The sequence below is a fragment of the Amycolatopsis sp. NPDC098790 genome (assembly GCF_044759945.1).
In the GTDB taxonomy this organism is placed as follows: Bacteria; Actinomycetota; Actinomycetes; order Mycobacteriales; family Pseudonocardiaceae; genus Amycolatopsis.
Genome location: NZ_JBIWAI010000006.1, coordinates 550,966 through 577,591, shown reverse-complemented (window position 1 = coordinate 577,591; position 26,626 = coordinate 550,966). Strand labels below are relative to the sequence as shown.

General features: G+C 71.4%; 27 protein-coding genes and 1 pseudogene. 16 read left to right on the top strand and 12 right to left on the bottom strand.

Annotation, left to right across the window (positions count from 1 at the left end):
* Window positions 1-10 precede the first annotated feature (10 nt).
* On the bottom strand, window positions 11-652 hold the full coding sequence (locus ACIQWX_RS39765; RefSeq protein ID WP_400882575.1) for a TetR/AcrR family transcriptional regulator: 642 nt from the start codon (window positions 650-652) through the stop codon (window positions 11-13).
* Window positions 653-749: 97 nt separating this feature from the next.
* Here ACIQWX_RS39765 and ACIQWX_RS39760 point away from each other — a divergent pair, with 97 nt between their 5' ends.
* From ACIQWX_RS39760 to ACIQWX_RS39750, 3 genes are read left to right on the top strand one after another with little or no spacing between them, the layout of a single operon-like run.
* On the top strand, window positions 750-1,223 hold the full coding sequence (locus ACIQWX_RS39760) for a DUF1579 family protein (RefSeq protein ID WP_400882572.1): 474 nt from the start codon (window positions 750-752) through the stop codon (window positions 1,221-1,223).
* Window positions 1,220-2,266: an LLM class flavin-dependent oxidoreductase gene (locus ACIQWX_RS39755; RefSeq protein ID WP_400882569.1), complete on the top strand. Its 1,047-nt coding sequence runs from the start codon at window positions 1,220-1,222 to the stop codon at window positions 2,264-2,266. Before ACIQWX_RS39760 ends, ACIQWX_RS39755 begins: the two co-directional genes overlap by 4 nt.
* Window positions 2,263-2,898, top strand: a complete 636-nt coding sequence (locus ACIQWX_RS39750; RefSeq protein ID WP_400882566.1) for an isochorismatase family protein — start codon at window positions 2,263-2,265, stop codon at window positions 2,896-2,898. The genes ACIQWX_RS39755 and ACIQWX_RS39750 overlap by 4 nt, the downstream gene beginning before the upstream one ends.
* Window position 2,899: 1 nt before the next feature.
* Here ACIQWX_RS39750 and ACIQWX_RS39745 read toward each other — a convergent pair whose 3' ends face one another.
* Window positions 2,900-3,487: a TetR/AcrR family transcriptional regulator gene (locus tag ACIQWX_RS39745; protein WP_400882563.1), complete on the bottom strand. Its 588-nt coding sequence runs from the start codon at window positions 3,485-3,487 to the stop codon at window positions 2,900-2,902.
* Between the two features lie 117 nt (window positions 3,488-3,604).
* On the opposite strand from ACIQWX_RS39745, the gene ACIQWX_RS39740 reads away from it, so the two are divergent.
* On the top strand, window positions 3,605-4,462 hold the full coding sequence (locus tag ACIQWX_RS39740; protein ID WP_400882560.1) for an SDR family oxidoreductase: 858 nt from the start codon (window positions 3,605-3,607) through the stop codon (window positions 4,460-4,462).
* A gap of 43 nt (window positions 4,463-4,505) precedes the next feature.
* Here the strand turns inward: ACIQWX_RS39740 and ACIQWX_RS39735 are convergent, their stop codons facing one another.
* Window positions 4,506-5,360 carry a LysR family transcriptional regulator gene (locus ACIQWX_RS39735; RefSeq protein WP_400882557.1) on the bottom strand — a complete coding sequence of 285 codons (855 nt, stop codon included), beginning with the start codon at window positions 5,358-5,360 and terminating at the stop codon, window positions 4,506-4,508.
* A gap of 92 nt (window positions 5,361-5,452) precedes the next feature.
* Between ACIQWX_RS39735 and ACIQWX_RS39730 the strand changes: the two genes are divergently transcribed.
* The gene (locus ACIQWX_RS39730; RefSeq protein WP_400882554.1) at window positions 5,453-6,343 is read left to right on the top strand and encodes an aldo/keto reductase family oxidoreductase; all 891 of its coding nucleotides are present in this window, start codon (window positions 5,453-5,455) and stop codon (window positions 6,341-6,343) included.
* Here the strand turns inward: ACIQWX_RS39730 and ACIQWX_RS39725 are convergent.
* A complete protein-coding gene (locus ACIQWX_RS39725; protein WP_400882552.1) occupies window positions 6,320-6,748 on the bottom strand; it encodes a hypothetical protein in 429 nt (142 codons plus the stop codon). The genes ACIQWX_RS39730 and ACIQWX_RS39725 overlap by 24 nt on opposite strands.
* 25 nt (window positions 6,749-6,773) lie before the next feature.
* A complete protein-coding gene (locus tag ACIQWX_RS39720; protein ID WP_400882549.1) occupies window positions 6,774-7,238 on the bottom strand; it encodes a VOC family protein in 465 nt (154 codons plus the stop codon).
* A gap of 143 nt (window positions 7,239-7,381) precedes the next feature.
* Between ACIQWX_RS39720 and ACIQWX_RS39715 the strand changes: the two genes are divergently transcribed.
* Window positions 7,382-8,359: an Lrp/AsnC family transcriptional regulator gene (locus ACIQWX_RS39715; RefSeq protein ID WP_400882547.1), complete on the top strand. Its 978-nt coding sequence runs from the start codon at window positions 7,382-7,384 to the stop codon at window positions 8,357-8,359.
* Here the strand turns inward: ACIQWX_RS39715 and ACIQWX_RS39710 are convergent, their stop codons facing one another.
* Complete coding sequence (locus ACIQWX_RS39710) at window positions 8,360-9,049, bottom strand: type 1 glutamine amidotransferase domain-containing protein (protein WP_400882544.1); 690 nt, start codon at window positions 9,047-9,049, stop codon at window positions 8,360-8,362.
* A gap of 65 nt (window positions 9,050-9,114) precedes the next feature.
* On the bottom strand, window positions 9,115-9,708 hold the full coding sequence (locus ACIQWX_RS39705) for a TetR/AcrR family transcriptional regulator (RefSeq protein ID WP_400882537.1): 594 nt from the start codon (window positions 9,706-9,708) through the stop codon (window positions 9,115-9,117).
* 87 nt (window positions 9,709-9,795) lie between these two features.
* On the opposite strand from ACIQWX_RS39705, the gene ACIQWX_RS39700 reads away from it, so the two are divergent.
* The 3 genes from ACIQWX_RS39700 to ACIQWX_RS39690 are packed head-to-tail and all read left to right on the top strand — an operon-like array spanning window position 9,796 to window position 12,924.
* Window positions 9,796-10,626, top strand: a complete 831-nt coding sequence (locus ACIQWX_RS39700; RefSeq protein WP_400883120.1) for a PhzF family phenazine biosynthesis protein — start codon at window positions 9,796-9,798, stop codon at window positions 10,624-10,626.
* Window positions 10,627-10,666: 40 nt separating this feature from the next.
* Window positions 10,667-11,437, top strand: a complete 771-nt coding sequence (locus ACIQWX_RS39695; RefSeq protein WP_400882534.1) for a hypothetical protein — start codon at window positions 10,667-10,669, stop codon at window positions 11,435-11,437.
* Complete coding sequence (locus tag ACIQWX_RS39690; protein WP_400882531.1) at window positions 11,434-12,924, top strand: GMC family oxidoreductase; 1,491 nt, start codon at window positions 11,434-11,436, stop codon at window positions 12,922-12,924. The genes ACIQWX_RS39695 and ACIQWX_RS39690 overlap by 4 nt, the downstream gene beginning before the upstream one ends.
* 61 nt (window positions 12,925-12,985) lie before the next feature.
* Here ACIQWX_RS39690 and ACIQWX_RS39685 read toward each other — a convergent pair whose 3' ends face one another.
* Together ACIQWX_RS39685 and ACIQWX_RS39680 are read right to left on the bottom strand one after the other, a co-directional pair.
* Entirely contained in the window at window positions 12,986-14,605 is a 1,620-nt protein-coding gene (locus tag ACIQWX_RS39685) for an ABC transporter substrate-binding protein (RefSeq protein WP_400882528.1), read from the bottom strand.
* 54 nt (window positions 14,606-14,659) lie between these two features.
* On the bottom strand, window positions 14,660-16,138 hold the full coding sequence (locus ACIQWX_RS39680) for an aldehyde dehydrogenase family protein (RefSeq protein WP_400882525.1): 1,479 nt from the start codon (window positions 16,136-16,138) through the stop codon (window positions 14,660-14,662).
* Between the two features lie 183 nt (window positions 16,139-16,321).
* Here ACIQWX_RS39680 and ACIQWX_RS39675 point away from each other — a divergent pair, with 183 nt between their 5' ends.
* From ACIQWX_RS39675 to ACIQWX_RS39645, 7 genes are read left to right on the top strand one after another with little or no spacing between them, the layout of a single operon-like run.
* Window positions 16,322-17,278 (top strand): ABC transporter permease, encoded by a 957-nt coding sequence (locus ACIQWX_RS39675; RefSeq protein WP_400882522.1) that lies wholly within the window; start codon window positions 16,322-16,324, stop codon window positions 17,276-17,278.
* Window positions 17,275-18,135: an ABC transporter permease gene (locus ACIQWX_RS39670; protein WP_400882519.1), complete on the top strand. Its 861-nt coding sequence runs from the start codon at window positions 17,275-17,277 to the stop codon at window positions 18,133-18,135. Before ACIQWX_RS39675 ends, ACIQWX_RS39670 begins: the two co-directional genes overlap by 4 nt.
* Window positions 18,132-19,940, top strand: a complete 1,809-nt coding sequence (locus ACIQWX_RS39665) for an ABC transporter ATP-binding protein (RefSeq protein WP_400882516.1) — start codon at window positions 18,132-18,134, stop codon at window positions 19,938-19,940. Before ACIQWX_RS39670 ends, ACIQWX_RS39665 begins: the two co-directional genes overlap by 4 nt.
* Before the next feature lie 13 nt (window positions 19,941-19,953).
* Window positions 19,954-21,879 (top strand): S9 family peptidase, encoded by a 1,926-nt coding sequence (locus ACIQWX_RS39660; RefSeq protein WP_400882513.1) that lies wholly within the window; start codon window positions 19,954-19,956, stop codon window positions 21,877-21,879.
* Entirely contained in the window at window positions 21,869-23,215 is a 1,347-nt protein-coding gene (locus tag ACIQWX_RS39655; protein WP_400882511.1) for an acyclic terpene utilization AtuA family protein, read from the top strand. Before ACIQWX_RS39660 ends, ACIQWX_RS39655 begins: the two co-directional genes overlap by 11 nt.
* Window positions 23,212-23,523: a hypothetical protein gene (locus tag ACIQWX_RS39650; RefSeq protein WP_400882508.1), complete on the top strand. Its 312-nt coding sequence runs from the start codon at window positions 23,212-23,214 to the stop codon at window positions 23,521-23,523. The genes ACIQWX_RS39655 and ACIQWX_RS39650 overlap by 4 nt, the downstream gene beginning before the upstream one ends.
* Complete coding sequence (locus ACIQWX_RS39645) at window positions 23,520-24,752, top strand: amidohydrolase family protein (RefSeq protein ID WP_400882505.1); 1,233 nt, start codon at window positions 23,520-23,522, stop codon at window positions 24,750-24,752. Before ACIQWX_RS39650 ends, ACIQWX_RS39645 begins: the two co-directional genes overlap by 4 nt.
* Here the strand turns inward: ACIQWX_RS39645 and menC are convergent.
* The 3 genes and pseudogenes from menC to ACIQWX_RS39630 all read right to left on the bottom strand — a co-directional run.
* Window positions 24,742-25,848 carry an o-succinylbenzoate synthase gene (gene menC, locus ACIQWX_RS39640; protein ID WP_400882503.1) on the bottom strand — a complete coding sequence of 369 codons (1,107 nt, stop codon included), beginning with the start codon at window positions 25,846-25,848 and terminating at the stop codon, window positions 24,742-24,744. The two genes, ACIQWX_RS39645 and menC, sit on opposite strands and share 11 nt — an antisense overlap.
* On the bottom strand, window positions 25,845-26,111 hold the full coding sequence (locus ACIQWX_RS39635) for a hypothetical protein (protein ID WP_400883143.1): 267 nt from the start codon (window positions 26,109-26,111) through the stop codon (window positions 25,845-25,847). Before ACIQWX_RS39635 ends, menC begins: the two co-directional genes overlap by 4 nt.
* Window positions 26,112-26,226: 115 nt before the next feature.
* Window positions 26,227-26,553 (bottom strand): annotated as a pseudogene (locus tag ACIQWX_RS39630) (GNAT family N-acetyltransferase); the annotation flags it as partial.
* Window positions 26,554-26,626: the final 73 nt, after the last annotated feature.

The window sequence follows — 26,626 nt, the reverse complement described above, 5'->3', positions numbered from 1 at the left end:
CTGGCCTCGTTCACTCGCGCTGACTGACTTCCAGGGCCTGGTACAGCTCGCGGGGCGGCGGCAGGCCGGGCAGCGGATCGCTGTTTTCGGCGGCGCACGCCTGCAGGAGGTAGCCGACGAGCCGGTCGGCCGCCGCGGCGAGGGCCGGGGTGCCCGTGCGGGTGACCCCGCCCGTCGCCAGCATGATCAACGGGAGGTCGTGCGGGGAGAAGTCCGGGCGCAGGCCGCCGGCCTCCTTGGCCCGGCGCACCAGGCGGATGAACTCGCGCAGTGCGCGCTGGCGTTCCGCTTCGAGCTCCGCCACGCCGGGGAACATCGTCGTCAGCACCTGGCCGAACCCGCGGTCGCGCTGCGGGATGCGGCAGACGTGTTCGATGAAGCCGCGGAACGCGCGCCACGGGTCCGGGTCGGCCGCCGCGGCGGCCGCGGTGTCGGCGTAGGCCGTCATCGAGGGGCCGAAGACGGCGGCGATCAGGTCTTCGCGTGCCGGGAAGTTGCGCGCCAGGGTCGCGATGCCGACGCCGGCGCGCCGGGCCACCTCGCTCATCGGCACGTCGATGCCGGCCTCGCCGAACACCTCGACCGCGGCGTCGAGCACGCGCTGACGGTTGCGCGCCGCGTCCGCGCGCGGCCGTCGTGGACCGGGTGTCACGGCTCACTCACCTCGATCTGGAAGGGGTCTTCCGGATAGCGTACCGTAAGCGAAACGGAAGACCCCTTCCAGATTTCGAGAGACAGTTGGAGATGTCATGCAGACACCCGCCCGGATGAACGAGCTCGCCTTCTTCGTCGGCACCTGGCACGCCGAAGGCCGCTTCCACGAGACCCCCTTCGGGGCCGCCAAGCCGATCGAGATGACCCTCACCGGCAGCAGCGAGGACCGCGGCTTCTGGACCGTGCTGCGCACGGAGGAAGCGGCCACCGAGGACAACCCCGACCCGTTGACCGCCCGGTACATCTGGGGCTACGACGACGCCGCGGACGAGTTCGTGGCGGACTGGTACGACAGCAACGGCGGCCGGGCCAGCCAGCGCTCGGCCGGCTGGGACGGCGACGAGCTGGTGTTTCTGGGCACCATCACCATGGGCGGGCACACCGTCCCGCTGCGCGACACCTTCACCCGCACCGGCCCCGACAGCTACCACCACCTCGGCGAGACCGACCTGGGTGGCGGCTGGATCCCGGTGGACGACGAAGCCGTCACGCGGGCGGACCGGCGATGAGCGTCGAGATCGGCGTGGCGACGCTGGCCGATCGGCAGCCGCGGACAGTGGACGGCCGGGAAGTGACGGAAGCCGCCCGCCTGGCCCAAATAGTCGAGCTGGGGGTGCAGGCCGACGAGGAAGGTCTCGACGTCTTCGGCGTCGGCGAGCACCACAGCGGGGACTTCGCCGTGTCTTCGCCCGTGCCCGTGCTCTCCGCCGTCGCCGCGCGGACGTCGCGGATCCGGCTGACCAGCGGCGTGACGGTGCTCAGCGTGCACGACCCGGTCCGGGTGTACCAGGACTTCGCGACGCTGGACCTGCTCAGCGGCGGCCGCGCGGAGATCACCGCCGGGCGCAGCGCCTACCCGGAACCCTTCGCCCTGTTCGGAGTGGACATCGCGCGGTACGACGAGGTGTTCGCCGAGAAACTGGCGCTGCTGCTGCGGTTGCGCGACGAACCCGTGGTGTCCTGGCGCGGCCGCGACCGGCCACCGCTGGACCGGGCGGTCGTGGTGCCCCGCAGCGAGTCCCTGCCGGTGTGGATCGGCGCGGGCGGCTCGCCGTCGAGCGTGGCGAGGGCCGGCGCGCTCGGGCTCCCCCTGATCCTCGGCTACCTGGGCGGAAATCCCAGCCGCTTGCGCCAGCTCGCCGACCTCTACCGCGCCGCGGGGCGGCAGGCCGGCCACGGCGACCGGCTCCGGTTCGGCGTCGCCGCGCACTACTTCGGCGCCGCTTCAACGAAAGAAGCAGCCGACACCTACCGCCACTACCACGACTTCCTGCGCCCCAAGCGGCCCGGCGGAGGCGGGTACACCGTGTCGCGGCACGACTTCACCGAAGGCACCGGACCGGACCGGCCGCTGATGATCGGCACGGCCGAGCACGTGGCGGAGAAGCTCGTGCGCCTGCACGAGGTCGTCGGCTACGACCGTGTGCAGCTCCTCGCCGACTGGGGCGGCCTGCCACCCGGCCGGGTGCGCGAGTCCGTGCACCGGCTGGGCAGCGAAATCGCGCCCGCCGTCCGCGCCGCCATCGACCTCACTCACAAGGAATCGGCATGAACCTCGAACCCTTGTCCCCTGACAACGCGACCGTCGTGCTCGTCGACTACGCGGTCGGCTTCGCGAACCTCCTGCGCTCGCACGACCTGCGCGAGCACGTGAACAACGTCGTCGGCCTGGCCAAGACCGCGAAGCTCTACGGCGCCGGCCTGGTCGTCACGAACGGCGAGCCGGCCAAGCCGTCCGGGCCGCTCTACCCCGAACTGCTCGCCGTGCTCGGCGACCAGCCGGTCATCGAGCGCGCGACCGCCTTCGACTCGTTCCTCGACCCCGCCTTCCGGGCCGCCGTCGAGGCCACCGGCCGCCGCCGGCTGCTGATCGGCGGGATCGCCACCGACGGGTGCGTCCTGCAGACGGCCCTGGGTGCGCTGCGCGCCGGCTACGAGACGTACGTGGTGGCCGACGCGACCGCCAGCACGAGCAAGGAAGCCCACGACACGGCGATCCAGCGCATGGTGCTCTCCGGCGTCGTCCCGGTCACCTGGTGGTCGGTCGCCGCGGAGTTCCAGCTCGAGCCGCGGTTCGCGGACTCGCCGATCCGCACGCAGCTGATGAGCGAGTTCCAGCCGTCGATGACCATGGGCGGCCGCACGTTCTTCGCGGGTGTCGCCGAAGGCCGGCGCACCTCCTGAGTCATCCGCGCCGGTTCTCGCCGTCGATCATGCCGACGAGGGTGTCGATGAGCTCTTCGGCGGAGACCGGGCCCCACTTCTCGTTGGGCAGCTGGCCGCTCACCTCCATGCCGGAGATCCCGTTGGCGGTGCTGATCAGCAAGGCGCCGTAGCGCCGGGCGTCCTGCTCGCCGACCAGGTCGGCGACGATCGCGAGGAACTCCGTCTGGCTGTGCTCGGCGGCCCGGGCCAGTGCCGCCGGGTCGCCGGGCGGGTTGCTGAACATCAGCTTGTAGAGGTGCGGCTGGGAGCGGCCGATGCCGACGAGCGCGATGATGCCGCTGCGCAGCTTCTCCCCGGCGGACAAGCCCGGATCCTCGCGCAGTGCCTGCATCTGTTCACCGAGCCGCTCCCACGCCCGCGTGCCGATCGCGATCAGCAGGCTCTCCTTGTCCGGGAAGTGGCGGTAGGGCGCTCCGCGCGTCACCCCGGCCTGCGCGCCGACCGCGCGGAGCGTCACCGCTTCGAGGCCGCCGCGGTCGAGCAGGTCGGCCGCGGCGTCGAGCAGGGCGCGGCGGGTGGCGGCGGCGGAGGCGGCGCGGCTGGTCATGCGGAGATCGTAGCGGTGCGGTGATGACAAAGTCATCCCAGACAGTTGACAACGTCACCTCAGTGCGGCACAGTCATTGAGGTGACGAAGTCATCTGAAACTCAGGAACTCGCAGTCGTGACCGGGGCATCGACCGGAATGGGCGCGGCCACCGCGCGGGAACTGGCCCGCCGCGGCTTCCACGTCCTCGCCGGCGTGCGCCGCGAAGCCGACGGCAAAGCCCTCCTCGCCGACGGCATCGAGCCGGTCATCCTCGACATCACCGACCAGGACCACATCGCCGCGCTGGTGGCCCGCATCGACGGTGACCGGCGCGCCTTGCGAGCGGTGGTCAACAACGCCGGCCTCCCCTGCGCCGGCCCCATCGAGGTGGTGCCGCTCGCCGAGTGGCGGCGTCTGTTCGAGGTGAACGTCTTCGGCCACGTCGCGCTCACCCAGGCCCTGCTTCCCGCGCTGGTGCGCAGCAAGGGCCGCATCGTCAACATCAGCTCGCTGAACGGCAAGGTCTCCATGGCCGGCTACGGCGCGTATGCGAGCAGCAAGTTCGCCCTGGAAGCGGTGAGCGACGCGCTGCGCAACGAACTGGCGCCCCACGGCGTGCAGGTGGTGGTCGTCGAGCCGGGCGGGGTCAAGACCGAAATGGCCGGTCTCGGCTTGACGAGCTTGAACCACCTGAGCGCCCGGATGACGCCGGAGCAGAACGCGCGTTACGGCGCTTTGACGCAGGCGCTGCCCTCCCACGTCGCGGCGTTCACCAAGGCCGGAGTGACGGCCGACATCGCCGCCCGCACGATCGCCAAGGCGGCGACCGACCGCAAGCCCCGGACGCGCTACACCATCGGCGCCATGACCGCGTTCCTGATCCGGGCTTCCCGTTTTCTGCCCGACCGGGTGCTGGACCGGATGACGAATTCCGATCTGCGCAAGCACTACCCGGCCGGCTCCGGACGGTCCACTGTGGTCCGTCCCGCGTAACCGGCTCGGAAACGCCTCACGGAACGCGCCCGGCCGAGCGGTTTCAGAGTCGCGAAGCCGTCCGGACCAGCTCGGCCAGGGCGCGGGACCTGCTGTGCGCGGGCCAGACGATGTGCGTGGTGACCGGTGGAGCGTCGCTCAGCGGGACCGCCGCGTGCTCGTCCCACAGCCACGTGCGTGCGGACTCGGGGAACACCGTCATGGTCCGGCCGAGAGCGATGAGCTGGACCAGCTGCGTCTGGTCGTGCACCTCGGGGCCCGGCCCCGGCGGGTAGACGTCGTGGCGGGGCCACCGCGCGAGCGGCAGGCCGGGGACGTCCGAAATGTCGGCCAGGGACAGGATCTTGCGCGCCGCCAACGGGTGCCTCGCGGGCAGGACCGCGATCTGCCCCTCCGTCGCCAGCTCGACGCTGTCGAAGCCGGCGAGGGAGTTGAACGGCGTGTGCATGAGCGCCACGTCGGCGCGGCCGTCGCGCAGCATCCCGTCCTGCTCGCACATACCGCTGGGCAGCACTTCGACCTCCGCGGCGCCGGGCTCGGCCGCGTAGGCGTCGAGGAGCTTGTTCAGCAGTTCGTGGAACGCGCCGGCTTTCACCGCCAGCACCACCCGGTCGCGGGGACCGTCCGTGCCGCCGGCGCGGCGCGTACGGCGGACGGCGGCCGTGGCCGCGTCGAGCGCCGCACGGCCCTCGTGCAGCAGGGTTTCGCCCGCGCCGGTCAGCGAGACGCCGCGGCGGTTGCGATCCAGCAACGTGACGCCGAGGCGCCGCTCGAGCTGCTGGATCGCCCGGGACAACGGGGGCTGGGCCATTCCCAGGCGCTCCGCGGCCCGGCCGAAGTGCAGCTCTTCGGCGACCGCGACGAAGTAGCGCAGCTCCCGGGTCTCCACGGTGTCCATGCCCCAGCCTAACCCCGTGATACTCCGGGAGTATCACAGCGCACTCGATCGGTGTTGGCCGCCGCAGCCGGGAACGCTTCAAGATCGACGGCATGAGCACGAACACTGTTTCCCTGCCCGGCGGCACCTGGTCCCTGGGCGAGCTGACCGTCACGCGGTTCGGCTACGGCGCCATGCAACTCGCCGGCCCCGGGGTCATGGGCCCGCCCGCGGACCGCGACGGCGCGCTCGCCGTTCTCCGCCGGGCCGTCGACCTCGGCATCACGCACATCGACACCTCCGGCTCCTACGGCCCGCGCGTCACCAACGAGCTGATCCGCGAGGCACTGCACCCCTACCCGGAGTCGCTGCACATCGTGACCAAGGTCGGCGCGCGCCGCGACGAGCACGGTGGCTGGCCGCCCGCTCGCCGGCCGGCGGAGCTGCGCGACGCCGTGCACGAGAACTTGCGCACCCTCGGGCTCGAGCGGCTCGATCTGGTCAACCTCCGGCTCGGCGACGCCACCGGGCCGCGGCCCGGTGCGCTCGCCGAGCCGTTCGGTGCCCTGGTCGAGCTCCAGCGGGAGGGCCTGATCCGGCACCTCGGCGTGTCCAACGCGACCGCCGAGCAGGTCGCCGAAGCCCGGGCGATCGCGCCGATCGCCTGCGTGCAGAACGCGTACAACCTCGCCCACCGCCACGACGACCCGCTCCTCGACGCACTCGCCGGCCAAGGCATCGCCTACGTGCCCTTCTTCCCGCTCGGCGGGTTCAGCCCGCTGCAGTCGTCGGCGCTGTCGGCGGTCGCCGCGCGGCTCGGCACGACACCGATGTCGGTCGCCCTCGCCTGGCTGCTGCGCCGGTCACCGAACATCCTGCTGATCCCCGGTACTTCGTCAGTGGCGCACCTGACCGAGAACGTCGAGGGTGCCGGGATCACCCTCTCCGACGACGACCTGACCGAACTGGCCGACATCGCCTCACGGGCCGGCGACGCCGGGTGACCCGTTCCAGAACGCGTCCCAAGCTGCTTCGTCGGTGACGGCTTCCCAATGCTCGGCAAGCTGTTCGGGGCCGCTGAACCGCCAGAAGCCCGCGACGCGCATCTCCAGCGTCTTGCCGTTGCGCGACGCCGTCATGACCTGCGAAACGACGGCCCAGTGGTCGTCGGCGGAGTACTCGATGGACGCGCGCCGCAGCGTTCCGCCGCTGAGCTCGCGCAGGAGCGCGATGTGTCCCTTGAAGGCCTCGAGGCCGACGAACGTGCCCCCGATCGGGCCGTGGCCGGCGGTGTGGGCGACGAAGGGCTCGACGATCGAGTCGTCGAGCAGCGCCGGGCGTCGGCCGGTCAGCGTCGGGCTGTAGATGCGTTCGAAGAGCTTCGCGTGGGGATGGTCGGCGGACAACATGGTGAACCTTCTTCCGTGACGAACTTCAGTTCCGGGAATCCCACGGCGTCTCCGTGGCCGAGCGGTGCTCGACGCGCCCCAGCAGCAGCGGGTTGACGTGCTCGGCGTCCAATCCGCCGCTGCCGTAGGGGCGGGTGAGGATTTCGAGCTGGTGCCCGTCCGGGTCGTCGAAGTAGAGGCCTCGCCCGTCGTCGAGCTCGTTGATCTCGCCCGGGAGCTTGCGCAGGGGGTCGCCCCAGAAGTCGAGGCCGCGTTCCCGCACGCGCGCGAAGATGTCGTCGAATTCGTTGTCGGTGACCAGAAACGCGTAGTGCTGCTTCTCGACGTCCCGTTCGACGCTCAGGAAGTCGAAGGTGGTGTCGGCGCTCACCTGCAGCAGCGCGAAGTGGCCGAGCCGCACCGGGGGTTCGAAGCCGAGCACTTCGGCGAAGAACCGGGCGGACGCGTCGGCGTCGCGGACCGAGACGATGTGGTGGTTCAGGACAGGCACGTCAATTCCTTGCGAGATCGAGGTGATGAGCGCGTTCTGCGCTCATCACCCATCGTCCGCAGCGATGCAGCAATCTTCTAGCAATCGTCACGAGATGGCAGGAAACCTCCAGCGCCACCGCCGTGGGAGCGTAAACTTCCCTCGTGGACCACCTGGACCAGCAGATCCTCCAATGCCTGATGCTCGACGGGCGGGTTCCGATGCGACGCCTGGCCGACGCTGTCGGCGTCTCCGAGCAGACGGCCGCCCGCCGCTACCGCGCCCTGCACGAAGCCGGCGTCCTGCGGGTCCTGGTCCGCCCGGCCGCGGCCTCCGACACCAGCCGCCTCTGGCTGCTGCGCCTACAATGCCGACCCGACGCCTCCGCCCGCCTCGGCGACCGGCTCGCGGCCCGGGACGACGTCGGCTGGGTTGCCCTGGTGTCCGGAGGCGCCGAGCTGATGTGCACGACCAGCCTCCCGGCCGGCTCGGCCTGCGGCACGGGAGTGCTGCCCCGGCTTTCCAACACCGCGGCCGTGCTGTCGTTCTCCGCGTATTCCGTGCTGCGGTCCTACTCCGGCGGGCCGGCCGAGTGGTCCGGTTTCGACGAACCCCTCACCGCCGAGGCGCAACGCCACCTGCTCAACGGCCGTGAGCCCACCCGCCGCGTCGCGCGGGGAGAGGTCCTCCCCGACGACCGCGAGCTCCTGCACGAGCTGGCCCTCGACGGCCGGGCCACGCAGGCCGCACTGGCCCGCGCGCTGGACTGGCCGATGAGCCGGGTCGCCGGCCGCCTGCAGGCGCTGCTCGACACCGGTGCGGTCGACGTCGACGTCGACTACCTGCTCGAGCCCTTCGGCTTCACGACCTCGGCCTACCTCTTCCTCCAGGTCGCCCCCGACCGCATCGTGGCGGTGTGCGAGGCGCTGTCGGCCCACCGCTTCACGAGCTGGGTCGCCGCGATCTCCGGCGCGGCCAACGTCATGGCCGCCGTGACGTGCCGCTCCGGCAACGACCTCTTCGAGTACGTGACCGGGCAGGTCGGCGCTCTCGGCGGCGTCATCCACGTCGAGACCCTGCCGGTGCTCACCCGGCTGAAGCAGGCGGACACCCGGGTGACCCGCGGCCGGCTCGAACGGTAGTCAGCCGGCGCGCTCGCCGAGCAGCTCGATGAGCGCGTCGGCGGCCGGGGCGGACGATGCCGGGTTCTGCCCGGTGATCAGCAGCCCGTCCCGGACCACGTACGGCTGCCAGTCGCCGGCCTTGGTGTAGACCCCGCCCAGCTTCTTCAGCTCGTCCTCGACCAGGAACGGGACGACGTCCGTGAGCTGGACCCCGGCCTCCTCGGTGTCGGCGAAACCGGTGACCTCCTTGCCGCGCACCAACGGCGTGCCGTCTTCCGCGGTCGTGTGACGCAGCACGCCGGGGGCGTGGCAGACGAGCGCGACCGGCTTGCCCGACCGCAGCGTGGTTTCGATCAGCCGGACGGAGTCCTCGTCCTCGGCCAGGTCCCACAGCGGTCCGTGCCCACCGGGGTAGAAGACCGCGTCGAAGCCGGCGACGTCGACCGAGCCGAGGCGCACGGTGTTCGCGAGCGCCGTCGTGGCTTCCGCGTCGGCTTCGAACCGGCGGGTGTCATCGGTCTGCGCGCTCGCCTCGTTGCTGACCGGGTCCAGCGGGGGCTGACCGCCGAGCGGCGACGCGAGCACGAGGTCCCACCCCGCGTTCTTGAAGCGGTAGTAGGGAGCGGCCAGCTCCTCGAGCCAGAAGCCGGTCTTGCGGCCGGTGTCGCCGAGCTGGTCGTGCGAGGTGAGAACGACGAGAACCTTCATGGTTTCCTCCTAGTAGACCAGTCGTCTCCGCGTGGGCATGCGGCAACGACTGGTGATTGCGGGTGTTACAGACCGAGCAACCGGCGGGTGGCCACCATGGTGGTGTCCATCGGCCCGCGGTCGCGGTGGATCTTGGCCAGCACGCTGGCCCCGAGCCACATGTCGTACAGGACCTCCGCCAGCGAACGGGCGTCCCCGGCGATGGTCAGGGAGCCGTCCTGCAGCCCCTGTTCGATCACCTTTTCGAGGCGGTCGACGATGGCGGTGGTGCCTTCCTTGAGAGCGAGGCGCATGGACTCCGACAGGTCGGCGACCTCGGCGCCCAGCTTCACCGCGAGGCACCGGCCGTGACACTCGTCGAGGCTCTGCGTCTCGCGCCACTGCTCCCAGTAGGCCATCAGCCGCTCGGCGGCCGAGTCGCCACCCCGCTCCAGCGTCCGGTCCATATCGGCGAGGTACCCCTGGAAGTAGCTCTGCATCATGGCTTCGCCGAACGCGTCCTTCGAGGCGAAGTAGTGGTAGAAGGACCCTTTCGGCACCTTCGCCGCGGCGAGGACCTCGTTGATGCCGACCGCGGCGTAGCCCTTGTGGGCCATGATCCGCTGGGCGGTGTCGAGGATGCTCCGGCGGGTGTCGGGGCTTCCCGGTGCGATCGGCATGGCTCGACCCTAGCATCGGATTAGACCGGTCGTCTAGTCGACGGTCCTCCGGGCTTTCGCCGACGACCGTAGGCTGGCGCCGTGCGGATGTTCCACCAAGTAGACGTCTTCGCCGAGGAGTTCCCCTACGGCAATCCGGTCGCTGTCGTACACGACGCCGACGACCTGAGCACCGCCGACATGGCAGCCATCGCGCGCTGGACCAACCTGGCCGAAACCACGTTCCTCCTCTCCCCCTCGCTCCCCTCGGCCGACTACCGGCTGCGGATCTTCACCACCAGCCGCGAACTGCCTTTCGCCGGCCACCCCACCTTGGGAGCGGCCCGCGCCTGGCTGGCCGCCGGCAACACCCCCCAGCGAAGCGACCGGATCGAACAGGAATGCGGCGCCGGCCTGGTCCACATCCGCTCGGACGCCGGACTCCTCTGGTTCGCCGCACCCCCTCTGCTGCGTGACGAGCCCGTGACCGCGTCCGAGGTCCGCGCTCTCGCCGCCGGGTTGCGCATCGACCCGGACCGGATCGCGGGAGCCCGGTGGGCCGACAACGGCCCCGGCTGGGTGGTCGTCCTGCTCGCCTCCGCGGAAGCCGTCCTGGCCATCACCCCGGACTACGGACGCCTGAGCGGCTTCTCCGCCGTCGGCGTCGTCGGGCCACACCCGGCGGGCAGCGACGCGCTGGTCGAAGTCCGGGCGTTCACCGACGAGGGCACGCGGTGGGAGGAAGATCCCGTCACCGGCAGCCTCAACGCGGCCGTCGCGCAGTGGCTGATCCCGGCGGGCCGCGCCCCCGCTCGTTACGTCGCGGCGCAGGGCACGACCCTCCGGCGCCGGGGACGCATCCACCTTTCCCGCCACGACAACGAGATCTGGGTCGGGGGCCACACGACGCTGGGCATCAGCGGACAGTGGCTAACGTAATTTATTTACTGTAACTCGCGCATTGGCTAGGGTACGAGGTATGAACCTGCCCAAGGGCGACGCCCGCCCCAAGAACGGCCAGGCGAAGCCTCCACGGCGCCGACGCAAGCGCGAAGAGACGAAGATGCTGTTCCTCGACGCCGCCGCCGCGCTCGCGATCGACCGCATCGGCTCCGAGGGCGACGAGCCGTACAACCTCCTCGCCAGCGTCCGGATCGCGGACGTGCTGGAGGAGATCAACTCCCGGCCCGGCGAGACCACCGACATCGCCCCCATGACCACGGGCGCGATCTACCACATCTGGCCGGACCAGGCGGCGTTCCAGATCGAGCTGCTGGAGCACGTCATGAACAAGATCTCGACCCCGGGCGCGAGCATGATCGAGCGCAAGGCGTTCGAGATGGTCGCCGACGGCGCCCCGCCGGAGGACATCTTCCGGATGGTCAGCGACGCCGACTTCGAGGCGACGTCGTCATCGCCCGAGCTCTTCCTCGCGCTCGGCCTCGGCGCGCTCGCCCCCGCGCAGCTCGTGCGGGAAGCCCAGGAATCGGCCAACTCGGCCTACCTCGCCTCGACCGAGCACCTGCTGTCGACCCTGCTCCGCTACGCGAAGCGCCGTGTCGTGCCCGGCCGGACGATCCAGGACCTGATCTGGGCGACCGAGGCGCTGACGGTCGGCTACCTGCTGCGCTGGCGAACGCACCCGGAGATTCCCGTCGCCACCGACGACGAGGGTTCGTCGGCACGGGCGTCCGCCTACCTCGGGATCGTCTACGCGTTCACGGAACCCATCACTCCCCCGAAGCCATGACGTCGGCGGACGTCATCGTCGTCGGCGCCGGCACCGCCGGGTGCGTGGTCGCGGCCCGGCTCGCCCGCGCCGGCCGGTCCGTCATCGTGCTGGAGGCCGGCCCGGACTACGGCCCCTCCCCCGCCGGCTGGCCGGCCGACCTGCTCGACGCGGCTTCGCTGCCCACATCCCACGACTGGGGGTTCCACGGCTTCGGCGCCGGCGGCCGGCGGCTCGAGTACGAACGCGCGAAGGTCGTGGGCGGCTGCTCCAGCCACAACGGCTGCACGCAGACCGCGGGCTGGGGCCCGGACTACGACCGGTGGCCGGCCGAGAACGGCGTCGGGTGGTCGGCCGCCGAGCTCGGCCCGCTGTTCGACCGCGTCGCCGGCGACATGGCGTTCCAGCACTACGCGCCCCACGAGGTCCAGCCGTTCCACCGGGCGTTCCTCGAGGCGTGCGCCGCGTCGGGCCTGCCGCTGGTCGACGACTTCGGCGACCTGGACGGCGCCCAGGGGGCCGGGTGTCCGCCGGCCAACGCCGTCGACGGCGTCCGCCGGAACACGTCTTTTTCCTACCTCGACGACGCTCGCTCGCAGCCCGGCTTCACGATCATCGACCGAGCCGAGGTGACCCGGGTGCTGCTCGAAGGAGACCGCGCCACGCACGTGGAGTACGTGCGGGACGGGTCGACGTCCACGGTGCGAGGAAACGAAATCGTCCTGTGCGCCGGCGCTTACGGGAGCCCGGTGGTCCTGCAACGCTCCGGCATCGGCGACCCGGACCGGCTGCGCGCGGCCGGGATCGAGCCGCTCGTCGCGCTGCCCGGCGTCGGCCGGAACCTCCACGACCACCCCGCCGCGCAGATCGTGCTGCCGGCGACCGCCCTGCTTCGTGACCGGCTCGAGGAGTTCGGGCGACAGCGTTGGCTTCCCGAGGAGCAGTCGGTCGCGAAGCTGCGATCCCCCCGCTCCCGCGGACCCTACGACCTGCACGTCTACCCGTGGGTCGAGGCCGACGACGGCGGCTGGTCGTGTGTCTTCCCAGTCGGGTTGCTGACCCCGCGGTCCCGCGGCTCGGTCTCCGTCGTGTCGGGAGAGTTGGGCGACCAGCCGGTCATCGACTCGGCGTTCTTCAGTGACGCGGACGGGGACGACATCGCCGCCGTCCGGTTCGGGATCAGGTGGACGCTCGACCTGTTGTCCCACAAGCGAATGAGCGAACTGGTCGGGCCGCCGTCCACCGGCACTCCCTCCCGTAAGACGAGCGACGACGAGCTGGACGCGTGGATCCGAGCAAGCCACACGCACTATTGGCATCCCGCGGGCACCTGCCGCTTGGGCGCGGCCGGCGATCCCCTGGCCGTGGTGGACCACCAAGCCCGTGTCCTGGGTGTCCGCGGCCTGCGCGTGGCCGACGCCTCGCTCTTCCCCGAGATCCCGCGCGCCACACCGGCGTGGCCGACCGCCGTCGCCGGCGAACGGGTCGCCCAGCTGATGCTCGGCTGAGTCCCAGGAACAGCGAAGGTCCCGGCAAGCACAGCTCGCCGGGACCTCCCAAAGCCGAGTCCTACTTGGTCGACCGGATCGACAGCGGCCACACCTGCCCGAGCGACCACGTCGAGTAGCCGCCGTCGGCCCAGACCAGATCCTTGTTCAGCGCGAACGCGGCCTGCTCGTCGAACAGCGGCAGGTACGCCAGGCTCGACAACGGCGCCGCGAGCACCGGCTCGACGGCCGCGGCCACCTTGGCCGGGTCGGTCGTGCCCCGCAGGGTGGCGAGCTGGTCCACCAGCTCCGGGCTCGTCAGCTGCGAGACGTTGGATCCGCCGTCGCCCAGGATCAGCCCCGGGAGGACCGCGATGTCCGGCGACGTCGCGCCGAGCGCCACCAGCTGGAGCGGCCCGCGGTCCTTCGCCGAAAGCCCGGTCGCCCACGTCGCGGACGACACGGCGTTCGGCGTGATCGTGATGCCGAGCTGCTTGGCGTTCTCCGCGAGGTTCTGCGCCAGCGGGAGCATCCACGGCTGGGACTTGTCGACGTTCACCGTCGCCGTGAAGCCGCCCGGGTGGCCGGACGCGGCCAGCGCGGCCTTGGCGGCGGCGACGTCGAAGGCCGGCACCTTGGGCAGCTTGTCCAGCACGCTCTTCGCCCCGGCCGCGCCGAGCCGCGCTTCGAGCTGACCCGCCGGCACGATCGACGTCGACAGCTTCGCGCGCTCGTTGAACAGCGGGCCGTTGAGGCCCTGGCGGTCCACCAGGTGCGCCAGTGCTTCCCGGACCTTCGGGTCGTCGAACGGCGCCACCTTGGCGTTCATCGACAGCAGGTCGACGTACGAACCGTCGGCGTAGGTCATCGAGACGCCGTCGAGCTTGTCGTACTTGCGGCTGGCGATCAGGGGGACGTCGAAGTAGCCGTCGATGTCGTGGCTCAGCAGGGCGAGCCGGGCCGCCTCGGGATCGGCGATGGCCTTGATGACGAGCGTCTTGATCTTCGGTTTGGCGCCCCAGTACCCGTCGAACCGGGTCAGCGTCACCCCGTCCGAGGAGGAGTAGCTGTCGATCGAGTACGGGCCGGTGCCCATCCCGGGCTTGGCCGGGGTGCCCAGGTCGGCCCCGGCCGCCTCGGCGTACTTCTTTTCCAGCACGGTCCACTGGATCGCGGCGTTGTAGAGGAAGCTCGCGCTCGGCTTGCCGAGCGTGACGGTCACCGTCCTGCCGTCCGTGGCCGCGATCGCCTTGACGTCGGCGAACTTGCCCGCGACCTCCGAGCCGAGCTTCGGGTCGAGGTGGCGCTGCAGGGAGAACACCACGTCGTCCGCCGTCAGCGGGCTGCCGTCCCAGAACGTGACGCCCTGCCGGAGCGTGAAGACGTACGTCAGCGGGTCCGGGTTCTGCCACGACTCGGCGAGCCACGGGACGACCTTGCCGGCGTTGTCGAGCGCGAGGACGCGGTCGAACGCGGCATCGATCGCCCGCTCGGACGGGTAGTCCGAGGCGTGCGCGATGTCCATGGACCGCGGCGGCGACTGCACCCCGATCGTGACCTTGGCGACCTCGTTGCCGGTCGCGGCAGCCGTCGACGTCTTGCCGGCTCCGCCGCCGGCGCAGGCAGTCAGCGCGAGGGCGGCGCCGAGGGCGAGAGCCGTGATCCGCACCGTCCGTCGCACTGGGTGGCTGTTCGTAGTCATGACTCTCCTCAATGTCCGTAGAATAGTTACGCAATCAGGCGCGGAAGGCAACGTTCACAGGTTCAGGGAGATCGACTGCCACCGCGTGTAGGCGTGCATCCCGGCCATGCCGCCCTCGGGTCCGAAGCCGGACGCCCGGGCCGGTTCGACCACGGCACCCACCGGCTCGGCCTCGTCGCCGGGATCCGGGTTCACGACGACCGACCCGCAGCGGATGGCGCGCGCCACGGCGTGCGCGGTGCGCGGCTCACCGCTCCAGACGTAGGCCGCGAGCCCGTACTCGGTGTCGTTGGCCAAGGCGATCGCCTCCTCGGCACCCCGGAAGGTCCGCACCGACAACACGGGCCCGAAGATCTCCTGGCCCAGCGTCGCGTCCGCGCCGCGGATGATCGTGGGCTCGTAACCGAAGCCACCGGCGGGGGCCGCGGACCGCCGTCCGCCGGCCAGGACCTCGGCGCCGCCCGCCAGCGCCTCGTCCACAAGGGACTCGACGCGGTCGCGTTGCCCGGCCGTCGCGAGTGGACCGTGCGTCGTCGAAGGGTCCAGGGGATCGCCGATCGTGATGGCCCGCGCGCGCGAGAGGATCTTTTCGACCAGCTCGTCGCGGACGTCCTCCTCCACGATCAGCCGGGACCCCGCGGTGCAGACCTGACCCGAGTTCCAGAAGACCGCCGCGCAGACCGCGTCGGCCACCACGTCCAGGTCGCGGGCGCTCGCGAAGACGACCTGCGGCGACTTGCCGCCGAGCTCGAGCGACAGCGGCTTCAGGTTGGACCGCGCCGAGACCTCCATGAGGTGACGGCCCACCGCGGTGGATCCCGTGAAGCTGACGAAGTCGACGTCCGGGTGACCGGCCAGCGCCTCGCCGGCCACCGTCCCCAGCCCGGGCACGACGTTCACGACGCCGGCCGGGAGGCCCGCGTCGAGCAGCAGGTCGCCGATGCGCAGAGCGCTGAGCCCCGCGATCTCCGACGGCTTGGCCACGACGACATTCCCCGTGGCCAGCGCGGGGGCGAGCTTGGAGACGACGTTGAACGTCGGGAAGTTCCACGGCGTGATGGCGCCGACGACGCCGCGTGGCACGCGCAGGTTCATCCGCAGGCCGTCGCCGGCTCCGGGCAGCAGCGCGTCGGGTGTCTTGCCCGCCGCCTCCGCGCACCACCGGACCAGGCTCGAGGCGACGGCGACGTCGCCGGTGGACCCGGCGATCGGCATGCCCATCTCCAGCGTGTCGAGCAGGCCCAGCTCCGCGGCGTGCTCGTCGAGGAGGTCGGCGAAGCGCAGGAGGATCGCCGAGCGGTCCGGCGCCGTCCGCGACGACCACCCGTCGAAGGCGCGGCGCGCGGACGCGACCGCGCGGTCCACGTCGGCCGGCCCGGCCGACGTCGTCGTGACGAGGACTTCGCCCGTCGCCGGGTCGACCGAGTCGACCGCGGGCCCGGCGAGCGACGCGACGCGGGTGCCGTCGATGACGGCTCGCGTGTCGAGCGCCAGTTCGCGCGACCGCTGCCGCCAGTCCGCCGTTTCCGCCATGGGGTGTCCGATCTCGTGGGTGCGACAGTTAACGTAAGAACTCTACGTAGTTTGTCAAGGTTTTCAGAGCGCCACGGACGGCGATGATCACCTGCTCCGACATCCGAGCTTGCGGATCCTCGGCAAGTGCGTAAACATTCTACGAATACTGCCGACGACCAGAGGGGTGGATGAGCACCGCACATGACCATGGCCGGATTCATCCTTCGCCGGTTGCTCGCGATGGCAGTCGTCCTGGCTGTCGTGTCGTTCCTGGTCTTCAGCCTGCTGAACCTGGCGCCCGGGGACCCCGCCCGGATCCTGCTCGGCCCGGTCAACCCGTCGCCGGAGGCCCTGGCCCGGATCCGCGCCGAGTTCCACCTCGACGACTCCTGGCTGACGCAGTACCGGATCTGGCTGACCAACGCCCTCCACGGAGACTTCGGCCGTTCGATCCGGTCGGGCCAGCCGGTGGCCGAGGTCCTGGGCGAGCGGCTCCCGGTGACGGTGACGCTCGCGGTGTACTCGTTCCTGCTCACCGCGGCGATCGCGATCCCCGCCGGGCTCGTCGCCGGGGTGCGCCGCGGGTCGAAGCTCGACGCGTCCGTCACGCTCACGACGCTCATCGGCGTCAGCGCGCCGCCCTTCGCGGTGTCGGTCCTGCTGATCTACGTGTTCGCCGTCGGCCTCGGCTGGTTCCCGACCTACGGCAGCGGCGAGGAGTTCGCCGATCGCCTGTACCACCTGACGCTGCCCGCCGTGGCGCTCGCGACCGGGCAGATCGCGCTCGTGGCCCGCCAGGTGCGCGCCGCGACGATGGACGTCGCCGAGCGGGACTTCGTCAAGTTCGCACGGGCTCGCGGGACGCGTTCGAGCATCGTGTGGCGGCGCTACGTCCTGCACAACGCCGCCCTCCCCGTGATGACGGTGTCCGGTCTGGTGTTCGCCTACGCGCTCACCGGCGCGGTCCTCATCGAATCCGCGTTCGGGCTCCAGGGGCTCGGCGCGCTCCTCGTGGACTCCGTGACGGCGAAAGACCTGCCGGTCGTGCAGGCGCTGGCGCTGCTGACCGCACTGCTCGTCCTCGTGACGAACCTGGTGGTGGACGTCTCCTACCACCTGCTGAACCCCCGGCTGCGCAAGTCAGGAGAGCGCCGATGAACCCGGCCGCCGTCGTGGAGCAGTCCCCCGAAGCACCCCGTTCCCGGATCAGGCTGGGCGTCCTGGGGTGGGCCAGCCTCGCCTTCGTCGTGCTGCTCGCCCTCACCGCCGTGTTCGCCCCGTGGATCGCGCCCCACGACCCGGCGGCGCAGTCGCTCGGCAGCAGCGCCCTCCCGCCGGACGGGACGTACTGGCTCGGCACCGACAACCTCGGCCGGGACATCACCTCCCGCCTGATCTACGGAGTGCGCTGGGCGTTCCTCGGCCCGCTGGCCATCGCCATCGGAGCCGGTGTCCTCGGCACCGCGCTCGGCCTGCTGGCCGGGTCCGCCGGCGGCTGGATCGACAACGCGACGATGCGGGTCATCGACCTGGTCTACGCGATCCCGCCGCTGCTGCTCGCGATCGTCGTCGTCGGGGTCTTCGGCGGTGGTTACACCCTCGCCGTGGCGGTGATCATCGTGCTCGCCGCGCCCGGCGACGTCCGGCTCGTCCGGAGCGCGGTGCTGGCCCAGCGCGACCTGCCCTACGTTCAGGCCGCCCGGGTCGTCGGCCTCGGCGAGCCGGCGATCGCCGTGCGGCACGTGCTCCCGAACGTCGCGCCGACCGTCGTGGCCAACGTCCTGCTCGAGTTCGTCGGGGGCCTCGTGGCGCTGTCCGGCCTGGCCTTCCTCGGGCTGGGCCTCGCGGCCGGCAGCACCGACTGGGGCCTGATGCTGTCGGAGAACCGCAGCATCCTCGACCTCAACCCGTACGCCGCCATCGCGCCGGTCGCGTTGATCATGCTGACCGCCGTCGCCGTCACCATCCTCGGCGACCGGGTCTTCGACCTCCTGACCGAACGGGCGGGCAAATGACGACTCCGCAGGCCGCCGGCGGCACTCCCCTGCTCGAGGTCCACGACCTCCGCGTCGCCGCCGGGACGCGCCCGCTGCTCAACGGGCTCACCTTCGACATCCGCCTCGGCGAGACCGTCGGCATCGTCGGCGAGTCCGGCTCCGGCAAGTCGCTGACGGCCAAGGCGCTCGTGGATCTCCTCCCCACGGGTCTCACCTCGACCGGCGCGCTGCACTTCGACGGCCGGGAGATGCTCGGGTCCGGGCGCCTCCCCTCCCTCCGCGGACGAGACGTCAGCCTGCTGATGCAGGACCCGTTCACGATGCTGAACCCGGTCATGACGGCCGGGGACCACATCGCCGAGACGATCCGGACGTCCCAGGGGCGGAAGGCGCCGCGCGGGGCCGCGATGACACGCGAAGTCGAGCGCCGCCTCCTCGAGGTGGGCATCGACAACCCGCGGGTGGCCGGCCGCTTCCCGTTCGAGCTGTCCGGCGGCATGTCCCAGCGCGTCGCCCTGGCGGCGAGCCTGGCCGGGGACCCCCGGCTGCTGGTCGCGGACGAGCCGACGACGGCCCTCGACGCGACGACCCAGAAGGAGATCCTCGACCTCCTGCTGAGCGTGCAGAAGGCGCGGCAGATGAGCCTCGTGCTCATCACCCACGACCTCCGGCTCGCCTTCTCGGTCTGTGGCCGCATCCTGGTGATGTACGCCGGCTCGGTCGTCGAAAGCTCTCCCGCGGCCCTGCTCCAGGACTCGCAGACGCATCCGTACACCAGGGACCTCGTCCGGTCCGTCCCGTCCGGGGAGCACTACCAGCCGGCGTTGCTCGACATCCCCGGCTCGGTCCCCGCGGCCCGCGAGGTGCAACACGAGTGCGGCTACGCGTCGCGGTGCGAGTACGCCACGGCTTCCTGCCGCGAGTCGAAGCCGCCGCTCGTCGAGGTCGAGCCGCTGAGGCATTCGGCGTGCGCACGCCACTCCGACCTCCGCGGTGAACTCGCGGCCACCCCGGCCGAGGTGGTCGCCGCGGCGCCACGCGTTTCGCCGGCGTCGACCCGGCCGCGGATCCTGGAAGTCGGCGACCTCACCAAGACGTACGGCCGCGGCGCCGGCGCCCACCGTGCCCTCGCGGGGGTGAGCTTTTCCGTGTGCGAGGGCGAAAGCCTCGGCATCGTCGGCGAGTCCGGGTCCGGCAAGACGACGATCGCGAAGATCCTCCTGGGTCTCGAAAAGCCGTCGGGCGGCCGCGTCGTCCTCGGCTCGGAAGACGTCTCCGACTACTCCGCCATGACCAAGGCGCAGACGCGGGCGGCCCGGCGCGCCGTCCAGTGCGTCTTCCAAGATCCCTACTCGTCGCTCAACCCGCTGCACTCGATCGGCTACACGCTCACCGAAGCGCTGCGGCAGCGGAAGCTCCCGCGTGGTGAATGCCGCGACGAAGTGCTCGCGCTGCTCGACCGGGTCGGGCTGCCGGACAGCGTGGCCGGCCGCCGGCCCTCGGCGCTGTCGGGTGGCCAGCGCCAGCGGGTCGCCATCGCCCGTGCGCTCGCGGTCCAGCCGCGGCTGCTGATCTGCGACGAGCCCGTCGCCGCTCTCGACGTGTCGGTGCAGGCGCAGATCCTCCGCCTCCTCCGGTCGATCCACGACGAGGGGTCGGTCGGCCTGCTGTTCATCACCCACGATCTCGCGGTCGTGCGGCAGGTGACCGACCGCGTCGTCGTGCTCAACAAGGGCGAGATCGTCGAGCACGGCGAGACCGGCGAAGTGCTCGACGCGCCGAAACACTCGTACACGCAACGCCTTGTCGCGTCGATGCCCTGAGGAAAGGCCGACCATGACCGACCCCGGATCCCCCGAGCACGCCGCCGCGGCCGTCGAAGCGATGACTCTGGTGCACAGCGCCGATCTCAGCCCCGACGGGGAACGCGTGGCCTGGAGCGTCTCGCACGTCGACGGCGATCGCGAAGTCGTCGAACTGCGGATCGGCGCGTCGTCCGGCGGACCCGCCGCGGCGGTCGGGCACTCCTCGCGCGACCACTCGCCCGCCTGGTCCCCCGACGGGACGGCCGTCGCGTTCCTCTCCCAGCACGACGGGAGCACCGCGATCAGCCTCGTGGACCCGGACACCCTGGACAGCCGGATCCTGGTCGACGGACGGACTACGGGCCGCCGCATCGGCGGGACCCCGGTCTGGAGCCCGGATTCCCAGCGCATCGCGTTCACCGCCGCGGTTCCGCGGCACGCTCCGGGTCACCCGTACCGCGTGACGCGAGTCGTCGGCTGGGTCGACGGCCTCGGGCTCGTCGACGACTCCGCGTCGGACGTCTACGTCGTCGAGGTCGAGACGGGGAAGGAAACGCGGCTGACGCACGACGACTGGGTCAACCGCGGTCCACAGTGGATGCCCGACGGCGAGACGCTCGTCTACCTGGCGTCGTGGAGCCCCGACACCTGGGAGTCGGTCGCGGCCGTGCGAGCCGTCACCCCCGGCGGTGACGTCCGAGAACTGGCCACGGGGTCGGACTTCCTGGGTCTCGCCATCGCCGGGGGCACCGTCGTCCTCTCGACGCTCGCGCCGCAGCCGGATCGCACGGGACAGCTTCTGACCCTCAGCGAAAACGGCGCCCTCGACGACCGGTCCGCCGGGCTCGGGCTCGACGTCAGCGGCGACGTCATCGCCGACGTCGCCATCCCGTTCGTGGACCCCGCGCCCCAGCTCCTGGTGGACGGCGACCACGCGTGGGTGCGCGTGCAGGACGGCGACCGCCTCGACGTGCACCGGCTCGGCCTGACCGGCCCGCCGGCGCACGAGGTGGTCCTGACCGGGCCGGGCTGCCACTACCCCCTCGCTCTCGCCGGCGACCGCCTCCTCTACGCCACCGGCTCGCTGACCGTCGCGCCGGACCTGCGCGTACGCGACCTCCACGACGGCTCGGACCACTTCGTCTCCGACACGGCCGCGCACAACGCGAAAGTGTTGCGCCCCTGCACTTCGACCCGGTTCTGGGTCCAGGCCGCCGACGGTCCCCCGATCGACTGCAAGTTCGTGCGGCCCGCCGATTCCGCCGGCGCGCTGCCGACCGTCCTGCTGATCCACGGCGGGCCGAAGGCGGCCTTCGGCGAGGCGTTCTTCGCCGACGCGCAGGTGCTCTGCGAGGCCGGGTTCGGGGTCCTGCTGGTCAACCCGAGGGGTTCCCGCGGCTACGGCGTGGACTTCGCGGACGCGATCACCGGCGACTGGGGCCACCGCGACCACGCCGACCTCATGGCCGCCGTCGACTCCGCGATCGACCGCGGCCTCGCCGACCCGTCCCGGCTGGGCGTCGCCGGTTTGTCGTACGGCGGCTTCATGTCGTCGTGGCTCGTCGGGCACTCGGACCGCTTCCGCGCGGCTGTGATCGAGAACCCCGCCACCAACTTCTGGAGCATGTACGGCACGAGCGACGTCGGGATGCGGTTCCTGCCCGAGGTGATCGGCGGTACCCCGTCGACCGACTTCGCCAAGTACGCGCGCCTGTCGCCGATGACCTACGCGGCCGGCTGCACGACCTCCACCCTCTTGATCCTCGGCGAGCAGGACCACCGCTGTCCCCCGGAGCAGGGCAAGCAGCTCTACTCCGCGCTCCGCCGCGCGGGCTGCGAGGCGGAACTGCTGATGCTGCCCGGGGAATCGCACGCCGGCTCGGTCGCCGGGGCCGTCACCTCGCGCCGGGCACAGAACGAAGCGCTCGTCGAGTGGATGGTGCGCCATGTCGCCTGAACCGCGCCGCGTGCGGATCGGTTCGGGCGCCGGCTTCTCCGACGACCGGATCGACCCGGCCGTGGTCCTCGCCGAGCACGGCGACCTCGACTACCTCGTGTTCGAGTGCCTGGCCGAGCGCACCATCGCCCTCGCCGCACTCCAGCGGGAGAAAGATCCGCGACGCGGGTTCGACCCCTGGCTCGACAAACGCATGCTGGCGACGCTGCGGCCCTGCGTCGAGCGCGGCACGCGGATCATCACCAACATGGGCGCCGCCAACCCGGCGGCCGCCGCGCGGGTCGTGGCCGATGTCGCGCGGCGGCTCGGCATCACCGGGCTGCGGATCGCCGTGGTCACCGGCGACGACGTCCTCGACGTGGTCCGCACGTCCCCCGAGGTCGTCGAGCTGCTCGAGCCGGACGTGACGCTCGACGACCGGATCGTCGCCGCCAACGCCTACCTCGGTGCCGAGGGGATCGTGGAGGCACTCGGCCGCGGTGCCGACGTCGTGCTCACCGGACGCGTCGCCGACCCGTCGCTGTTCGTCGCCCCGCTCGTCCACGAGTTCGGCTGGTCGCCGTCGGACTGGGATCGCATGGGCGTCGCGGTGTCCGTCGGCCACCTGCTCGAATGCGCCGGGCAGGTCACCGGGGGCTACTTCGCCGATCCGGGCGTCACCGACGTGCCCGGCCTCGCGGACCTCGGGTTCCCGCTCGCGGACGTCGCGGCCGACGGCTCGTTCGTCGTGACCAAAGTGGACGGTACCGGCGGCACCGTCACCCCGGACACGTGCGCCGAGCAGATCCTCTACGAGGTGCACGATCCCCGCGCGTACGTGTCCTCGGACGTCGTGGCCGACTTCGCCGGCATCACGTTCGACCAGGTCGCGGCGGACGTCGTCGCGGTGTCCGGGGCGCGCGGTCGCGAACGGCCGGACCGGCTCAAGGTGTCGATCGGCTACCTCGACGGTTTCGTCGGCGAGGGCCAGATTTCCTACGCCGGGGCCAACGCGGTCGCGCGAGGCCGGCTCGCGCTCGACGTCGTCCGGACGCGCCTGTCCCACCTCCTCCCGGACATGGCCGACGGCCGGTTCGAGCTCATCGGCGTCGACTCGATGGGGGCCGCCGGTGACGTCGGCTCCGATCACCCCGAGGTCCGGGCGCGCGTGGCCGGCCGGGTCGCCACGGAGGAGCAGGCGCACCTCATCGGCCGGGAGGTCGTTTCGTTGTGGCTCAACGGTCCCGCGGGCGGCGGCGGCGCGACCCGGCACGTGCGCGAACAGGTGTCGGTGACCTCGGCGCTCCTGCCGCGTTCGAAGGCGGTCCCCCGCGTCGACGTCCAGGTCGTGCCATGAGGCTCCACGACCTCGCCCACGCCCGGGCCGGCGACAAGGGCGACACCTCGGACATCTCGGTGTTCGCCCGGCGTCCCGAGCACTACGCGTTCCTCGTCGAGTGGCTCACTGCGGCCGTCGTGCGAAGCCACTTCGCCGCCGGGCCCGTCGACCGCTACGAGGTGCCCGGCCTGCACGCCCTGAAGTTCGTCCTGCACGGCGCACTCCACGGCGGCGTCACCCGGAGCCTGGCGCTCGACATCCACGGCAAGTCCCACAGCTCGATCCTGCTGCAGCTCGAAGTTCCCACGACCGAAGGACTCGCATGACACGCACCGTCTTCACCGGAGGCCAGGTCGTCGACGGAACCGGGTCGGCGCCGTTCGAGGCCGATGTCCTGGTGCAGCACGGCGAAATCCTCGAGATCGGTACAGGTCTCGACGGCGACGCCGAGGTGCCGTGCGCCGGCCGGACCCTGCTGCCGGGTCTGTTCGACTGCCACGTCCACGTCGTCCTGCGCAGCGTCGACACCGCCGAGCGCCTGCAAACGCCGTTCTCCTACCCGTACTACCACGCGACCCGGCACCTCAGCGCGATGCGGCGGCAGGGCATCACCCACGCCCGCGACGCCGCCGGCGCGGACCTCGGCGTCAAGCAGGCGCTCGAAGAGGGCCTGATCGCCGGGCCCCGGCTCCAGATCGCGATCACGATGATCAGCCAGACCGGCGGGCACGCGGACGGCTGGCACGCGTCGGGCAACGAGCTCTACGGCCGCATCGCCCACCCCGGCCGGCCGCACGGCGTCGCGGACGGTCCCGACGAGGTGCGGCGCAAGGTGCGCGAGGTCGTCCGCGCCGGCGCCGACGTCATCAAGATCGCCTCGTCGGGCGGCGTGATGTCGCCGCGCGACAACCCGCGGCACGCCCACTACGGCGCCGACGAGCTCGAGATCGCGGTGGCCGAGGCGGCCGCGGCCGGGCTGGGGGTGATGGCCCACGCGCAGGGCGCCAACGGCATCAAGAACGCCCTCCGCGCCGGCGTCCGCTCGATCGAGCACGGCATCCACCTCGACGACGAGGCGATCGACCTCCTGCTCGAGCGCGACGCGTTCCTCGTGCCGACCCTGTCCGCCCCGCTCAGCGTCATCGAGGCGGCGGCGAACGGTGCGCGGCTGACCGAGGCGTCGCTGGCCAAGGCGCACGCCGTCCTCGAGGCGCACGCGAACTCGTTCCGCCGCGCCGTCGAGGCCGGGGTCAAGATCGCGATGGGCACCGACGCCGTCGGCTCCGCTCCCGGCCGGAACCTGGAAGAACTCAAGCTGATGCACCGGTTCGGCCAGACCCCGGCTCAGGTGCTGCGGTCCACGACCCTGGTCGGCGCGCAGCTCCTGGGCGTCGACGAGCACTACGGGACCCTGCGACCGGGCAAGCGGGCGGACCTCGTGGTCGTCTCCGGAGACCCGCTCGACTTCCACGACCTGCAGGCCCGGGTCGAATCCGTGTGGATGGACGGAATCCTGGTCGAGGACCGGACCGCGGCCGCGAGCGTCACGGCGTGAGCCACTCCCGGTGGGTCGCCCGCCGGTCCAGCACGGCGGCGATCGGTGCCACGCCGAGACCGGCACCTTCCGGGACGGCCATGTGCCCGTCGGCCATCGTGAACGGGGTGGTGATGTCTTCGGCGTAATAGCGTTCCGACGCCGAGATGTCGCCCGGCAGAACGAAGTTCGGCAACGCGGCGAGAGCGAGGTTGGCCGCGCGGCCGATGCCGGTCTCGAGCATGCCGCCGCACCACACCGGTACGCCGTGGGCCGCGCACACGTCGTGGACGCGACGCGCCTCGAGGTAACCACCCACCCGGCCCGGCTTGACGTTGACGATCGAGCAGGCGCTCAGCGTGATCGCGTCGGCCGCGGCCGCGGCGGACACGATCGACTCGTCCAGGCAGACGGGCGTTTCGAGCCGGGCCGCGAGCATCGCGTGCCCGCGGAGGTCTTCTTCCGGAAGCGGTTGCTCGATCAGCAGGAGGCCGAACTCGTCGAGGCGCCTGAGGTGGGCGACGTCCTGGCGGCGGTAGGCCGTGTTCGCGTCCACCTGCAGCGGGACGGAATCGCCGAACTCCCGGCGCACGGCCCGCACGGCTTCGACGTCCCAGCCGGGTTCGATCTTCAGCTTGATGCGGCGGTAACCGGCTTCCAGGTAGCCGCCGACCGCTGCCAGCAGTTCGGGGTGCGAGTCCATGATGCCGACGGACACCCCGCAGGGCACGACCGTCCGCGTGGCCCCCAGCTCCCGCGCGTACGACCGTCCCTCTTCGCGCAGTTCCGCGTCGAGCACGGCCATCTCCAGAGCCGACTTCGCCATGCGGTGGCCGTGAAACCGCGACAGCAGCGGCGAAACCTCGTGCGCCCCGATCGGACCGGCGGACACGAGAGCCGGCACGAAGTGCCGCTTCAGCACGTCGATGCACCCGTCGACGTATTCCGAGGAGTAGACGGGGTCGGCGAGTGCGACGCACTCCCCCCATCCCTCGGCGCCGTCGGAGACCACACGCACCAGCAGCGCGTCCCGGACGGTCTCGACCGCGAACGACGTGCGGAACGGTGATGTCAAAGGGAGTTCGATCCGGACGAGCTCGACACCGCTGATCTTCATCGGGAGTCTCCGCGGCGGACGAGGTAACCCGAGTCGCCGAAACCGATGATCTCAGCGCCGGCTGTCAGCTCGGACTGAAGAGCGAGCCGGACCTCTCGACGCCATGCTCGCGCACTGTCGGGATCCTGCCGGCGCAGTTCCTCGATGTCGTGCGGCACGGGGACCGTCACGACGGGAGCGTTCGAGACGACGGGCTCGCCGGCGCGGTCCTCGTTCGTTTCCCAAGCCACCAGAAGCCGATCCGACTCGTCGCCGCGGTTCACGTCGTCGTCGAGCGGTCCGTAGAAGTCGACCAGGTACTCGGTGGCCCGAGCCCCCCAGGTGGGTCAGGTTGAAGTACGCGTTCCGGCGCACGAGCGGGTCGAACGTCCAGGTGATGGTCGGCACCCCGCGCGCAGCGACCCAGGCCCTTTGGTGTTCCTTGAGGGCGCGGCCGATCCCGCGGCCGCGAGCCGCGCCCCCGACGGCCGTCACGTGACTGTGGAACGTGTCCCGTCCGGGCGCACCGAACAAGCCGGCGCTGAACCCCACGACGGTGCCGCCGTCGAAGGCCGCGGCCACGTAGTGACCGGTGGCCGAAAGCAGCCGGAGAAACTCGACCGTCACCGTGGTGCCCCCGGCGGCCGCGCCGAACGCCTCGGCGTAGACCCCGACGGCAGCTGCGAAGTCGTCGACGGTGTCGATCTCGCGGACCGTGGCTGTCATCGTACTTCTCATCAGGCTAGCGTAACTGTTTTACGCTATTTCGACCACCTTGGACCGCGGCGAACCCCGGGAT

Excerpts from the sequence above, each read along its gene's own strand:
- ACIQWX_RS39760 (WP_400882572.1), top strand. The coding sequence starts at position 750 with ATGCAGACACCCGCCCGGATGAACGAGCTCGCCTTCTTCGTCGGCACC.
- ACIQWX_RS39755 (WP_400882569.1), top strand. The coding sequence starts at position 1,220 with ATGAGCGTCGAGATCGGCGTGGCGACGCTGGCCGATCGGCAGCCGCGG.
- ACIQWX_RS39750 (WP_400882566.1), top strand. The coding sequence starts at position 2,263 with ATGAACCTCGAACCCTTGTCCCCTGACAACGCGACCGTCGTGCTCGTC.
- ACIQWX_RS39745 (WP_400882563.1), bottom strand. The coding sequence starts at position 3,487 with ATGACCAGCCGCGCCGCCTCCGCCGCCGCCACCCGCCGCGCCCTGCTC.
- ACIQWX_RS39735 (WP_400882557.1), bottom strand. The coding sequence starts at position 5,360 with ATGGACACCGTGGAGACCCGGGAGCTGCGCTACTTCGTCGCGGTCGCC.
- ACIQWX_RS39730 (WP_400882554.1), top strand. The coding sequence starts at position 5,453 with ATGAGCACGAACACTGTTTCCCTGCCCGGCGGCACCTGGTCCCTGGGC.
- ACIQWX_RS39725 (WP_400882552.1), bottom strand. The coding sequence starts at position 6,748 with ATGTTGTCCGCCGACCATCCCCACGCGAAGCTCTTCGAACGCATCTAC.
- ACIQWX_RS39710 (WP_400882544.1), bottom strand. The coding sequence starts at position 9,049 with ATGAAGGTTCTCGTCGTTCTCACCTCGCACGACCAGCTCGGCGACACC.
- ACIQWX_RS39705 (WP_400882537.1), bottom strand. The coding sequence starts at position 9,708 with ATGCCGATCGCACCGGGAAGCCCCGACACCCGCCGGAGCATCCTCGAC.
- ACIQWX_RS39700 (WP_400883120.1), top strand. The coding sequence starts at position 9,796 with ATGTTCCACCAAGTAGACGTCTTCGCCGAGGAGTTCCCCTACGGCAAT.
- ACIQWX_RS39695 (WP_400882534.1), top strand. The coding sequence starts at position 10,667 with ATGAACCTGCCCAAGGGCGACGCCCGCCCCAAGAACGGCCAGGCGAAG.
- ACIQWX_RS39690 (WP_400882531.1), top strand. The coding sequence starts at position 11,434 with ATGACGTCGGCGGACGTCATCGTCGTCGGCGCCGGCACCGCCGGGTGC.
- ACIQWX_RS39685 (WP_400882528.1), bottom strand. The coding sequence starts at position 14,605 with ATGACTACGAACAGCCACCCAGTGCGACGGACGGTGCGGATCACGGCT.
- ACIQWX_RS39680 (WP_400882525.1), bottom strand. The coding sequence starts at position 16,138 with ATGGCGGAAACGGCGGACTGGCGGCAGCGGTCGCGCGAACTGGCGCTC.
- ACIQWX_RS39675 (WP_400882522.1), top strand. The coding sequence starts at position 16,322 with ATGACCATGGCCGGATTCATCCTTCGCCGGTTGCTCGCGATGGCAGTC.
- ACIQWX_RS39670 (WP_400882519.1), top strand. The coding sequence starts at position 17,275 with ATGAACCCGGCCGCCGTCGTGGAGCAGTCCCCCGAAGCACCCCGTTCC.
- ACIQWX_RS39665 (WP_400882516.1), top strand. The coding sequence starts at position 18,132 with ATGACGACTCCGCAGGCCGCCGGCGGCACTCCCCTGCTCGAGGTCCAC.
- ACIQWX_RS39660 (WP_400882513.1), top strand. The coding sequence starts at position 19,954 with ATGACCGACCCCGGATCCCCCGAGCACGCCGCCGCGGCCGTCGAAGCG.
- ACIQWX_RS39655 (WP_400882511.1), top strand. The coding sequence starts at position 21,869 with ATGTCGCCTGAACCGCGCCGCGTGCGGATCGGTTCGGGCGCCGGCTTC.
- ACIQWX_RS39650 (WP_400882508.1), top strand. The coding sequence starts at position 23,212 with ATGAGGCTCCACGACCTCGCCCACGCCCGGGCCGGCGACAAGGGCGAC.
- ACIQWX_RS39645 (WP_400882505.1), top strand. The coding sequence starts at position 23,520 with ATGACACGCACCGTCTTCACCGGAGGCCAGGTCGTCGACGGAACCGGG.
- menC (WP_400882503.1), bottom strand. The coding sequence starts at position 25,848 with ATGAAGATCAGCGGTGTCGAGCTCGTCCGGATCGAACTCCCTTTGACA.